The 11,882-nt window shown below is 31.0% G+C and carries 14 protein-coding genes; 11 read left to right on the forward strand and 3 right to left on the reverse strand.

What is annotated here, in order from left to right:
- Nucleotides 1-728: 728 nt before the first annotated feature.
- The 5 genes from JVV30_RS12500 to brnQ3 all read left to right on the forward strand — a co-directional run bounded on the left by JVV30_RS12500 (nt 729) and on the right by brnQ3 (nt 6,070).
- Entirely contained in the window at nt 729-1,535 is an 807-nt protein-coding gene (locus JVV30_RS12500) for a VOC family protein (RefSeq protein WP_204194326.1), read from the forward strand.
- Nucleotides 1,536-1,570: 35 nt separating this feature from the next.
- The gene (locus JVV30_RS12505) at nt 1,571-1,774 is read left to right on the forward strand and encodes a DUF6501 family protein (protein ID WP_075108497.1); all 204 of its coding nucleotides are present in this window, start codon (nt 1,571-1,573) and stop codon (nt 1,772-1,774) included.
- A 156-nt stretch (nt 1,775-1,930) separates the two neighbouring features.
- Nucleotides 1,931-2,722, forward strand: a complete 792-nt coding sequence (locus tag JVV30_RS12510; protein ID WP_053030879.1) for an ATP-binding protein — start codon at nt 1,931-1,933, stop codon at nt 2,720-2,722.
- 12 nt (nt 2,723-2,734) lie between these two features.
- On the forward strand, nt 2,735-4,624 hold the full coding sequence (locus JVV30_RS12515) for a vWA domain-containing protein (protein WP_070855613.1): 1,890 nt from the start codon (nt 2,735-2,737) through the stop codon (nt 4,622-4,624).
- 129 nt (nt 4,625-4,753) lie between these two features.
- Entirely contained in the window at nt 4,754-6,070 is a 1,317-nt protein-coding gene (brnQ3, locus tag JVV30_RS12520) for a branched-chain amino acid-like transporter carrier protein BrnQ3 (RefSeq protein WP_070855612.1), read from the forward strand.
- Between the two features lie 133 nt (nt 6,071-6,203).
- Here brnQ3 and JVV30_RS12525 read toward each other — a convergent pair whose 3' ends face one another.
- The 3 genes from JVV30_RS12525 to JVV30_RS12535 are packed head-to-tail and all read right to left on the reverse strand — an operon-like array spanning nt 6,204 to nt 8,297.
- Nucleotides 6,204-7,352: a toxic anion resistance protein gene (locus JVV30_RS12525; RefSeq protein WP_070855611.1), complete on the reverse strand. Its 1,149-nt coding sequence runs from the start codon at nt 7,350-7,352 to the stop codon at nt 6,204-6,206.
- Between the two features lie 27 nt (nt 7,353-7,379).
- Nucleotides 7,380-8,006, reverse strand: coding sequence for a 5-bromo-4-chloroindolyl phosphate hydrolysis family protein (locus tag JVV30_RS12530; RefSeq protein ID WP_204194327.1), 627 nt, complete (start codon nt 8,004-8,006; stop codon nt 7,380-7,382).
- 21 nt (nt 8,007-8,027) lie between these two features.
- Nucleotides 8,028-8,297, reverse strand: a complete 270-nt coding sequence (locus JVV30_RS12535; protein ID WP_070855610.1) for an acylphosphatase — start codon at nt 8,295-8,297, stop codon at nt 8,028-8,030.
- 163 nt (nt 8,298-8,460) lie between these two features.
- On the opposite strand from JVV30_RS12535, the gene msaA reads away from it, so the two are divergent.
- From msaA to JVV30_RS12560, 6 genes are all read left to right on the forward strand, one after another.
- Nucleotides 8,461-8,769, forward strand: coding sequence for a regulatory protein MsaA (gene msaA / locus JVV30_RS12540; RefSeq protein WP_070855609.1), 309 nt, complete (start codon nt 8,461-8,463; stop codon nt 8,767-8,769).
- A gap of 204 nt (nt 8,770-8,973) precedes the next feature.
- Nucleotides 8,974-9,174 (forward strand): cold shock protein CspA, encoded by a 201-nt coding sequence (gene cspA, locus JVV30_RS12545; RefSeq protein ID WP_002433901.1) that lies wholly within the window; start codon nt 8,974-8,976, stop codon nt 9,172-9,174.
- A 193-nt stretch (nt 9,175-9,367) separates the two neighbouring features.
- The gene (locus JVV30_RS12550) at nt 9,368-9,715 is read left to right on the forward strand and encodes a transposase family protein (RefSeq protein WP_070855608.1); all 348 of its coding nucleotides are present in this window, start codon (nt 9,368-9,370) and stop codon (nt 9,713-9,715) included.
- Nucleotides 9,716-9,753: 38 nt separating this feature from the next.
- The gene (locus JVV30_RS12555) at nt 9,754-10,662 is read left to right on the forward strand and encodes an ISL3 family transposase (protein WP_305367116.1); all 909 of its coding nucleotides are present in this window, start codon (nt 9,754-9,756) and stop codon (nt 10,660-10,662) included.
- 524 nt (nt 10,663-11,186) lie between these two features.
- Complete coding sequence (locus tag JVV30_RS13500) at nt 11,187-11,543, forward strand: CPBP family glutamic-type intramembrane protease (protein ID WP_343283868.1); 357 nt, start codon at nt 11,187-11,189, stop codon at nt 11,541-11,543.
- A gap of 4 nt (nt 11,544-11,547) precedes the next feature.
- A partial coding sequence (locus tag JVV30_RS12560) for an Msa family membrane protein (RefSeq protein WP_204194328.1) occupies nt 11,548-11,882 on the forward strand: 335 nt, incomplete at its 3' end.

Here is an 11,882-nt window from a genome sequence, read left to right on the forward strand (position 1 = left end):
TGAGAAGACGCTTAAATCAAGCTTTTCTCAGTTCTAATCATCCTTTTGGGGGGTGGGACAACGAATTTAAAAAGAATTCTGTCCTACTCCCTTCTTTATTTACGATACTTCCTATTGGTAGCTCGCTAGTCCAATTTTCTATGTTTGAAAACTGTCTATTCGATATTTTCTATATTGGGCCTCACACTAAACTCCGTTTCATGATCCATTTTAGAACTACTTAAGCCGGGTTAACCATTTTACAAAATTCACAGTAGCTGACTGTACTGAAAAGGCATTTGAACATACAACAACCTTAGAATAACTCACTATTAGTTAGCAGTCTAAACTATGTTAATTTATATTTCTAGGCTATGTAAGTATGGCGTTAAATGATAAATATTACTGCTCACATATTTATCACACTCAAACTTCGAAATGTTGCAAATACAAATAAAAACCATGTAAAACGAACTATCACAAAAATTTAAATGAACAACTACTACAACAACAACTTACTATTAGACACCCCCCCTTCCTATTTATCAAAGGATAGGGGAGTAGTTATATCTTTGTTTTATAGGATATTAAATATATTTTATAAACAGACTTTATTATGTTTTATATTTATATAATACGATTTTTGAAATTCTCAGGATTCGCCAATGCTTTATGTAGTTCATGATATAAATCGTATTTAAAATGCGTTATAATGAATAGGAAAAGACAAATATTAGGGGTGTCATTGCATGAGTGGACTTAGAAGTGTCACATTAGGGACAAGTGATCTTTCTAAAACAAACAAATTATTTAAAGATATTTTAGGACTTAATGTAGCAACTAAAAATAAAGCTTTACGTTTTGGTGATGCAGATTTAAGTCCAGGTACACGAATTCACTTTGTTGAAGTGCCAAATCCTGAATACCAAAACCAACATATCGCTAGTGTTGGTTTAAGAACACCATCTGATTCAGGTTTAGAAGAGTATCAAACCATATTGAAAGATAATGATCTTAAATTTGGTGAAGTAACTGAGTTAAATGGTAATAAGCATTTTAATTTTGAGGATAATAACGACCAAATCTTTGATATTTATTCAAATGAACTTAATACTGGTGTTGGTTTAGGTACACCTACTTTTGAAAGTACAGTAAACCCACTTCATCAAATCCAGGGTTTGGGACCTATCATTATTAAAGTGAATGAATTACCGGTTACCGCTTCTATCCTGACAAATGTGTTTAACCTAACGCATTATGCAGAATATGAATCGTCAGCTATTCCTGAAACAATGATTCAAGTGTTTCAAATTGGAGAAGGCGGTTTAGGTGGCGAAATTCATTTATACCAACCTAAAGATCCTATTGAACTAAAAGAAGAAGGTACTGTTGAACAAGTTGAGTTTAGTGCAAACTCTCAAGAGGCATTCGCACATGCGCAAAAGGAATTAGACGATATTGGAATTCCTTACCAAACGTTAGATCAAGGCGATGCTCAGTCATTACGCATTACCGAGAATAGTGGCATCTCATTTATTTACACATTAGAAAAGTAATACAAAGACAATATGGAGGATTTAAATTTATGGCTATGTTACATGAAACGTGGAAAACACGTACACCAATTAAAAAGGTAGAAGTTATCAATACTGATGCAAAAAAATTCACAGTATCTGATATGTTAACAGTTGGTAAACAATATGATGTGATTAACGAAACCGAAGAATACTATCAAATTATTGATAATTCTGGTTTAGTTGGTGGCTATTACAAATCATATTTTAAAGAAATTTAGTATAAATCGTTATGTATGTTCATGATTAAATTAAGACTTAGGGGTTAACTTTGGATATTAGATGATGTATAGGTTGTGCTAAACAATACATTACCTTCATTCAATTTAATCTCTTAGTCTATTTTTCATTTTAAAGAAGGAGCGTAAGTAATCAAAATGATTAAAAATCAATATATCAATTCAGATGAGTCAGTATTCAATGATGCTAAAGCTTTATTTAGTTTAAATAAGAACATTTTACTAAAAGGACCTACAGGTTCGGGTAAAACAAAATTAGCCGAAACACTTAGTGCTACTGTAGATACACCAATGCATCAAGTCAACTGTTCTGTAGATTTAGATGCTGAAAGTTTACTTGGATTCAAAACAATTAAAACTAATGATCAAGGGCAACAAGAAATTGTGTTTATCGATGGTCCCGTTATTAAAGCCATGCGTGAAGGTCATATCCTTTATATCGATGAAATTAATATGGCTAAACCTGAAACATTGCCAATTCTCAATGGTGTGCTAGATTATCGACGTCAACTTACTAATCCATTTACTGGCGAAGTGATCAAAGCTGCGCCTGGATTCAATGTCATTGCCGCAATTAACGAAGGGTATGTAGGTACACTTCCTATGAATGAAGCTCTAAAAAACCGCTTTGTCGTCATTCAAGTAGATTACATTGATGGTGATATACTTAAAGACGTTATTAAACAGCAAAGCCAACTTCAAGATGATGCAATTATTGAGCAAATCATTAAATTTAACGAAGATTTGCGCACGATGTCTAAACAGGGACAAATTTCTGAAGAAGCAGCAAGTATTAGGGCATTAATTGACTTAAGTGATTTAATTACTGTCATGCCAATTGAACGTGCGATTCAACGTACGATTATTGATAAATTAGAAGATGAGCGTGAACAACAAGCAATCAAAAATGCGATTGAATTAAACTTTTAGAGAGGGATTATTATGAGCGATCGTTTTATCAAATTTAATGATGAGCAATTAGATGCTAAGCAAGTTATGATGTTGCAAGACTTAGCACGCTTACTTCTCAAAAATGAACAAACACAAGTTAAAATTCAAAAATTCCCTTATTATGATCCAATCAACAACACATTGATTACAAGTTGGTTCTGGTCGCACCGTCCCGACCATATAGAGAAAGCTGGACTTAAAACAGATGTCATGCTTGCCGCTTACGGATATCAAATGATGGATGAAACTATTGTTAATAATGTACTTCATGATGATGAATTTGCACATCCGAAGTTCTATCAACAACTTTTTAGATTACTTGAAGATATGCGTGTGTTTAATCATATTCGTATTGCACGTCCTAGCACAGCTAAATTAATAGATTTACGTTTACAAACCCGATTGTCTTATACGGAGTCTCAAATCAAATTTTATAAGACTAAAACAGTATATACTGACTTGTTATTTTTATATTTAGAAAAAGCATTTCTAAGCCAAAACTTCTATGATATTCCAACCATAGATTCACAATTAGATGATATTTTAAATTCAATGTTTCTGTACTTACCTAACTTTTTCCAAAATGAAACATCAGAAGATAATATGTACTTAGCACAACGCATCATGTTTCAAATTGATGATATGTTAAACAAAGATATGTTAAACGAATATTATCATCTCCCTCGCAGGGTATATGAAGCAATCCACGAAATGTCATTTGATGAGTTGAAACGCACGGATGCAAGTAACGTTGACGGTAAAGATAATACATCTGAAGATACAGATGCAGAAACTGCTAAAGCTGAAACAAAAGCTCAAGATAGCAAATCAGAAGGCGGCGCATATCTTGAAATGGAACTTCATGAGGGTGAAAATAGTGAGGTTATGAGTGATAATGATACTGCGCGTGAGGGTGATTCCACAGACGACATGACGGATATGATGACTAAAAAAGGGCGCGGGTCAGAAAATACACTGAACAACGATGAAGGCGGGTTCATTGGCGAGAACGCTTCATTTGCACTTAAAGGAATTAATGAAAATGTTGAAATTAAATGGAATGTACCTGATATTGAACCTGATTTCTTGCCAGCATATCAAGATGTTAAAAATGATGTTCAATTCGAAACAAAAGATTTAATTCAAATTATTAAAAAGACGATTGATCGAGAACATGTAGATGAACGTCACAATTTAACTAAAGGTCGTTTACAACGAGATTTAACTAATTGGTTTATCGATGACCAATATAAATTATTTTATAAGAAACAAGATTTAAGTAAGACGTTCGATGCTACTTTCACATTACTAATTGATGTGTCTGCAAGTATGTTCGATAAGATGGAGGAAACAATCAAGGGTGTTGTGCTTTTCCATGAAACGCTTAAAGCATTAAATGTTAAACATGAAATACTGGCATTCAATGAAGATGCATTTGATTCTGATGATCGTAAACAACCTAACATCATTGATGAAATTGTTCATTACGATTATTCAACTATGGAAAAAAGCGGGCCACGAATTATGTCGTTACACCCGCAAGACGATAACCGTGACGGTGTAGCCATACGTATTGCTAGCGAACGTTTACTAAGAAGAAGTCATAATCAACGTTTCCTAATCGTCTTTTCTGATGGAGAACCTTCAGCTTACAATTATGCGCAAGATGGTATTTTAGACACGTATGAAGGGGTAGAAATGGCACGTAAATATGGTATTGAAGTATTTAATGTGTTCTTGAGTCAAGATGTTATTACAGAAGACATTGAACAAACTATTCATAATATTTATGGACAATATGCCTTATTTGTTGAGGGCGTAGAAAATCTTCCAAGCCATCTATCACCATTACTCAAAAAATTACTACTAAAATCATTTTAAAATTTTGTATAAGTATAGCTTTAAATATATATCAACTTTTCAAATTTTCTGAAATCACATAGACTTGCAATTCCTTTTTATGCTAGAATGTTTAATATTGCAAACATACACATAAAAAGGAGCAATTCTATGAATAAGAATACTTGGATTGTAGGATTTACGTTATTCGCTATGTTTTTCGGCGCAGGTAATCTTATTTTTCCACCAAATTTAGGTCAAGATAGTGGTCATTTCTTTTGGCCCGCTGTGATCGCATTTTGTTTAACAGGCATTGGCTTACCGTTACTAGGCGTTATTGTAGGCGCTCTAGACAAACAAGGTTACGTAGGTTCTTTAAACAAAATATCACCTAAATTTTCAATTATATTTTTAATTATTATATATTTAACAATCGGACCTCTGTTTGCAATTCCGCGTACAGCTTCAACTTCATTCGAGATGACTGTCACACCAATTGCTCATACAAATAGTAATCTTATACTATTCATATTTACGTTGATTTATTTCCTAATCGTTCTTTACCTTTGTATTAATCCAGGTAAAATTGTAGATCGTATCGGATCATTGTTGACGCCACTATTGTTGATAACAATTTTAGCTATGATTATTAAAGGTTTCGTCGATTATAGTGGTAATACGCCATCTCATGGAAATCAAGTTGATTATAGTTCAGCTATCGGAAGTTTTTCGAAAGGCTTTACAGAAGGTTATTTAACGATGGATGCAATTGCAGCAATTGCTTTCTCAATGATTGTAGTGAATGCAATAAAAGCAACTGGGGTAAAACATGCAGATCAAATATTTAAACAAACAGTAATGTCAGGTTTGATTGCAGCTGTAGCACTCATCTTCATATACGTATCATTAGGATTTATAGGTAATCATATGAACGTAGACAATGAAACACTTAAAAATTTAACTGCTAAGGATCAAAATGTAGGTGCCTACTTATTAACAACAATGGCAGCAAGTGGTTTTGGTGTCTTTGGCAAATATTTATTAGGTATTATTGTTGCATTAGCTTGTTTGACAACTGCTTGCGGCTTAATAGTGGCTGTAAGTCAGTATTTCAATAGAATATTCCCTAAAGTTTCGTATAAAGCTTATACAATATTCTTTACTTTAATTAGTTTTATATTGTCCAATTTAGGTTTAAATGCAGTAATATCCATGTCTGTTCCAGTATTGAGTATTATTTATCCTGTTGCAATAACTGTGGTATTACTTATCTTACTTGCAAGATTTATACCAACTAAGCGAATTGCTCAACAAATACCAATTGTTGTCATTAGTATCGTTTCAATTTTGAGCGTTATTAGTTCTAATGGTTGGGTGAAGATGTCATTTATAGATGCTTTACCATTAAAGCAATATTCATTAGAGTGGTTCCCCATAGCAGTGATTGCTACCATTATTGGTTATATAGTCGCTAAGTTTGTAAAATAGGACTATATTATTTATCAAAAAGAATAGTTCTTTAACAAAATTTGCAACAAGTCGAAGATATTAAAAAGCACATCAGACTCAAATTGAGTTGTGATGTGCTTTTGTTTATGTGCTATTCTTTCTTCATAGAAAGTTAGTGTTGTTTTAATTCATCTTCTAAACCAACGAGTTCTTTTTCTGCTTCTTTACGTTTTTGGCGACCATTTTGTTGAATTTGAAGTGTTTGTTCTATCGTTTCGATAATATCGCTTTGTGTCGATTTAAGTGTTTCAATATCAACAATACCGCGCTCATTTTCAGTTGCAGTTTCAATTGCATTTTGTTTTAGCATCGCCGCATTTTGCGTAAGCAAATCATTGGTTGTATCAGTTACAGCACGTTGCGCGGACACTGCATTACGTTGTCTCATCAATGTAAGGGCAATCGCCATTTGATTTTTCCATAGAGGAATACTTGTTAAAATCGAACTTTGAATTTTCTCAGCTAAAGCCTGATTCACATTTTGAATCATACGGATTTGTGGTGCAGTTTGTATTGCAATTTGACGAGATAATTGTAAATCATAAATGCGTTTATCTAAACGATCAACAAATTGTTCCATATCCGCGACAGCTTGGATATCCATTTGATTGCCACTTTGATGCGCATTTGCTTGTAATTTTGGAATATCTTCAGCTTGTATTTCATGTTTTTTTCTTTTAGCAGCAGCAATATATAAATTAACATCATCAAAGTAATCTTTATTTTGTTGGTATAAACCATCTAATAATTTAATGTCTTTAGATAGATTATTTTTGTGTCTATCAAGCTGAATTGTAATTCTATCAATTTGCGAACTAACAGATTGCATTCTTGAAAATACTTCATTAATAGAAGCTTTCGTACGTTTAAATAAACGTTTCAACTTAGATTGTTTCTCTGGATTTAATTCATCAGGGTTGACGGCTTTTAGTTTTGACATTAACTGATTAAGTGAATCCCCAACAGGTCCAATATCTTTTGTCTGCACTTCATCCAACATTTTATGCGAGAATTGAGACATGTTTTCTTGTAAATGAGTTCCATAAGTTAGTAACCCATCATTATCTAAAGGTTTAATTTGTTGACTAATAGTTTCAATCTTTTGTAGTTCTTTATCAGTAAATTGTTGATGAAAATCGTCTAAAACTGTATTATCATGTGCTAGGTTAATGTTGTTTTCATTATTCAAATTATTAAACTGTTGTTGTTCTATATAATCATCTAATGGATGTGCGTTGTTAAATTGTTCATCTCGAGACATTTAAGTAAATCGCTCCATTTCTTTATTCTATTTATCTTTATGACGTGTTTGTTCCAATTTATTAAGTTGCATTTCAACATCTAGACGTTCGTAATCATCTTCATTGATTCTCTTCAAATCAGCAATTAGTGTACGTTTCACTTCATCTAGCGTGATACGTGTTTGTTCTAATTTTTGCTTTTCTTCAACTGATTTTTTTGGCATTTTAGCCAGTCGAGTATACGACTCAATTAAATTTAAAGCATTGTCTATATGTGAATAAAAGAAACTTTCAACTTTAAAGAACATTGCTGGTCGTTGTTTAACAGCAAAGTGAATAGACTTTGATATTCTATAGATATCATTTATTTGTCTAAAATCCTGAATAGATCTTACATTGATAAATGACTTCAATATAGTACGTATCTTGTCTTGGGTTTGCTTTAAATGGTTTCTCACGTAACAATAGTCTCTTCGTGAAAGGCCAATTTCTGTTAAATACTTCTTAGACGTAAGTCGTTGAGTAGGGAAGTAGGACACAAAAAACATCCCAATTCCTATTAAACCATCAATAATGAATGATAAATCAAAGCCAAAAACGCTGATCAACCATGACACTATTGCTACTGGAACCCCCACAATCACGCCAAAAAGTCGAGAAATATTGTATCTCAAATGACATCTTCCTTTTTATATTTAAATCGATTTAAAGTCTGTAAAATCTTCACTCAAATTAGTTTCTTCAAGTTCATAGTGTGTAACATGTGAAGCAGGTGATGCACCATTGATCACAGCATTAATAAACTGATCAATATTATCGTCATTACCTATTGCATATATTTCAACATAATCATCTACATTCTGAACTGTACCTTTAACATGATATTTGTTTGCTAATCTTTGAGTGTAATATCGAAAACCTACACCTTGAACAGTTCCAAACACTTGTAAATGCTTTTGCTTCATAGTATCACCTCTTACACTTATTATACGTAGTTTTATACTAAAAAACTAATATTTACTATTGAGTCAAGAGGCTATCAGTCAAAAGTATGAGCCATTATATTTTTAATTCAGATATAAAATAGTTAAAATAAGTATTATAGGTTAATTGAGAGGGGATTTATATATGTGGACAGTTACCAAGATCAGAGCTGACTACGAGGGATGGTGGTTATTTAGTGACTGGACAGATAAAATTGTTGAACAACATCAATTTTCAACGTATGCTGAAATGATTGATTACTATAAAAATATAATTGCAAAAAGTAAAAATGATTATGATAATTATGTTGTTGGTAAATACAATATTCATGCATTTTATAACAACTGTGATTTAAACTTTTGTGAAGATTGCGAAGAAGACTTACAAATATTTTATAGTTTTATTGTATTAAATAATAAAGAAGTATATTATAATCTACCAAAAATTAATTAAAAGATAATTTTCTATAATTGTATTGCAATTTGGTAAGAACTAACATATAATTACTACTAAGCAATGGTTTTATTCCATATTGCAAAGAATATCTGTAAGAGTTATTTATAGCGTTTCGTTATTCATACATAATTGTCACATGTATTTTTTGTAATATGCGAATAATGCATATTGAAAGAATTTAGTCTTGGAGGTTTCAGAATTATGAAACAAGGTACAGTTAAATGGTTTAACGCTGAAAAAGGTTTTGGTTTTATCGAAGTTGAAGGTGAAAACGACGTATTCGTACACTTCTCAGCAATTAACCAAGATGGTTACAAATCATTAGAAGAAGGTCAATCAGTTGAATTTGAAGTAGTTGAAGGCGACCGCGGTCCTCAAGCTGCAAACGTTGTAAAACTATAATAAATAGATTGTAAAATATTGACTTTAGTAACACCTTACCAAGATGTAAGGTGTTTTTTATTTGGTTCTAAGAGAAATGCGGTTGATGAAACAAATTGATTGTTTCATTAACCGCATTTTTTATACAAAAAGAGCGCAAATATCTCTATAATATTAAGTGACCAAACCAAATAAAAGGAGAGATATCTCGCTTATGAGTAATTGTATCGCAGAAACATTAGAAATTAAAGATGAAAATATTATTTTGGAAAACCGTGTAGAACGTTTTTCCAATGGATATATAACAGCTAAATGTTATTTTGGCACATTAACTTATACGCCTAATCATTGTGAGAACTGTGGCTTCCCAAATGAAAACCATCGTATTGTTAAAAATGGTAAACGCCAAATATTAATTAAAGTACCTAAAGTTTCAGAAGTTCCTACGTATATTTCGCTCAAAAAACAACGTTTTTTATGTCGCCAATGCCATAGTACCTTTGTCGCTCAATCTGAAATAGTAGACAAACATTGTGTGATTTCAAATAATACAAAAAAATAATCTTAAATAAAAGTGTTCAAGACCGTTCGGTCAAATCTATTAGTGAAAGTACCAATACCTCATTCCATACGGTTACGCGTATTATTAATGAAGCAGCTAAAGAGATAGCTCAGACACCATCTAAATCCTTACCAGAACACATTATGATTGATGAACTTAAAACAGTAAACGGTCAAATGAGCATGGTGTACTGTGATGGCTTAACACATCAATTTGGAGATATCATCGAAAGTCGTAAAAAACGATTTGTTCTTGACTACTTTTATCATTTTTCTTTAGAAGAACGTAAAAAAGTAAAAACTGTTTCCATTGATATGTTTAAAGCTTATATTTACATGATTCAGGAATTATTCCCTAATGCGCGCATCATTATTGATCGTTTTCACATTGTTCAATCTATCAATAGAGAAATTAACACTGCGCGTATCCGTTTGATGAATGAAGTTAGATACACAGATCACCGATTTTATAATAAGTTAAAACGGCATTGGAAGATATTTCTTACCGATACAGAAAATCTAGAAAGCTTTGTTTATGGCCCTGTTAAACTCTTCGACAAATGGATGACACCTCAAGGTGTCTTGGATTATATGCTAGAAGGAAATGACATACTTAAATTTACGCATCAAGTAGGCCATCAGCTTAGACGGGCTTTAAAACTCAATCAATCGGAAAAGTTCTTTAGTTGTATTAAAGACGAAACATCTATTTCTAAAGGTTTAAATAGAGTATTAAATACATTCGATAAATTTTCACCACATATTATGAATACGTTCAATTTTCCACATTTATCAAATGGACCTATCGAAGGTTTTAATAATAAAATTAAAGTTCAAAAACGTATAGCTTACGGTTATCGTAACTTCGAGAATTTCAAATGTCGTATAATCATCAAAGAACGATTATTTAAAAAAACAAAAAGGAAACCAAGACTAAAAAAAGTCTGATTTCCACCTTGTCGCTTAATCTTATTATAATTAAATAATTTTTTTATTTATCAACCGATGTTTGCGTAGAACCTTTTATTTTAAGTTAATAATGGCTTTAGAAAAGGATTGTACGAAAAATGAGTTTACCTTTTATTGAATGGTACAAAATAAAATATTGTTTTTATTGTATAAATATATTATTATTATTACACTGATAAGTAGGAGAAAGGAGAGATGATTATGTTAAAACTTTTAGATATATTCCAATTCTCAATTGGTAGATTTTATATCGGCTATCGTGGCCGTCATATTAAATGGTAATATCAATCTTAAAAAATCGAAGAATAATTTGTATATTTGCAATTATTTGTATAATACTCAGTAGTTCAATGATGCTAAATTTATTAATAGGCTTAACTGCTTATCTAATAAAATCAGAATTTTTAGAGTTTATAGTTTTATTGTTAAGTATTAACATCTGTTTTTTAATAATACCTACTTATCTTTCTTCAATTTTTTCTTATAAATTCGATCCATACTCAATGTATAAATTTTCAAATATATTAATTTACACAATTATTTTTATTTTAGTGTTTTATTTTTTTGATGATTTTAAATTAACATTATTTTATTTAACAATTGCAATGGGAGAAGAATATTTATTTAGAGAAGTTGTTTATAAAATTCTATTAAATAATTTTAGTTTTATCAATTCAATTATTATAGGTTCTTTATTGTTTTCTTTGTTATTACATTTAAATGAGTCAATAATAACAAATTTATTAATTAGATTTCCATCTAGTATTTTATTATATTTATTAAGATATGCTTTTGGTCTTAGGGCATCTATAAGTGTTCATTGGATTTATAATATTTTAGTTTCAAAAGTAATAGGGTGATTGTATGAAATTAGCACTTATTTCGATTTTAGTAAATTGTATTTTTTATATTTATTTAGCTTATTTGGGCTTAGATATAAATTTATTTTTATCAACTGTTTTAACTATTATTATTCCTTGCTTAATTTCTTCAATAGCAATAATCTTTGTTAAACCATCAATATTACATGTGTTAATCACTGTTGCATTTAATGTTTTTTATTATATAATTTACAGTTTATATATTATGAATTTAGATGGTTATTTAGAATATGTTTCTAAATATAATATTGATAATAATGATATAAATATACAAGTGTCACCAAATATGTTAGAAATCTCAGTCAAGTCCAGACTCCT

The organism is Staphylococcus sp. GDY8P47P (genome assembly GCF_016892225.1).
GTDB classification, from domain to species: domain Bacteria; phylum Bacillota; class Bacilli; order Staphylococcales; family Staphylococcaceae; genus Staphylococcus; species Staphylococcus borealis.

Excerpts from the sequence above, each read along its gene's own strand:
- brnQ3 (WP_070855612.1), top strand. The coding sequence starts at position 4,754 with ATGAATAAGAATACTTGGATTGTAGGATTTACGTTATTCGCTATGTTT.
- JVV30_RS12535 (WP_070855610.1), bottom strand. The coding sequence starts at position 8,297 with ATGAAGCAAAAGCATTTACAAGTGTTTGGAACTGTTCAAGGTGTAGGT.
- msaA (WP_070855609.1), top strand. The coding sequence starts at position 8,461 with ATGTGGACAGTTACCAAGATCAGAGCTGACTACGAGGGATGGTGGTTA.
- JVV30_RS12525 (WP_070855611.1), bottom strand. The coding sequence starts at position 7,352 with ATGTCTCGAGATGAACAATTTAACAACGCACATCCATTAGATGATTAT.
- JVV30_RS12505 (WP_075108497.1), top strand. The coding sequence starts at position 1,571 with ATGTTACATGAAACGTGGAAAACACGTACACCAATTAAAAAGGTAGAA.
- cspA (WP_002433901.1), top strand. The coding sequence starts at position 8,974 with ATGAAACAAGGTACAGTTAAATGGTTTAACGCTGAAAAAGGTTTTGGT.
- JVV30_RS13500 (WP_343283868.1), top strand. The coding sequence starts at position 11,187 with ATGTATAAATTTTCAAATATATTAATTTACACAATTATTTTTATTTTA.
- JVV30_RS12510 (WP_053030879.1), top strand. The coding sequence starts at position 1,931 with ATGATTAAAAATCAATATATCAATTCAGATGAGTCAGTATTCAATGAT.
- JVV30_RS12550 (WP_070855608.1), top strand. The coding sequence starts at position 9,368 with ATGAGTAATTGTATCGCAGAAACATTAGAAATTAAAGATGAAAATATT.
- JVV30_RS12515 (WP_070855613.1), top strand. The coding sequence starts at position 2,735 with ATGAGCGATCGTTTTATCAAATTTAATGATGAGCAATTAGATGCTAAG.
- JVV30_RS12500 (WP_204194326.1), top strand. The coding sequence starts at position 729 with ATGAGTGGACTTAGAAGTGTCACATTAGGGACAAGTGATCTTTCTAAA.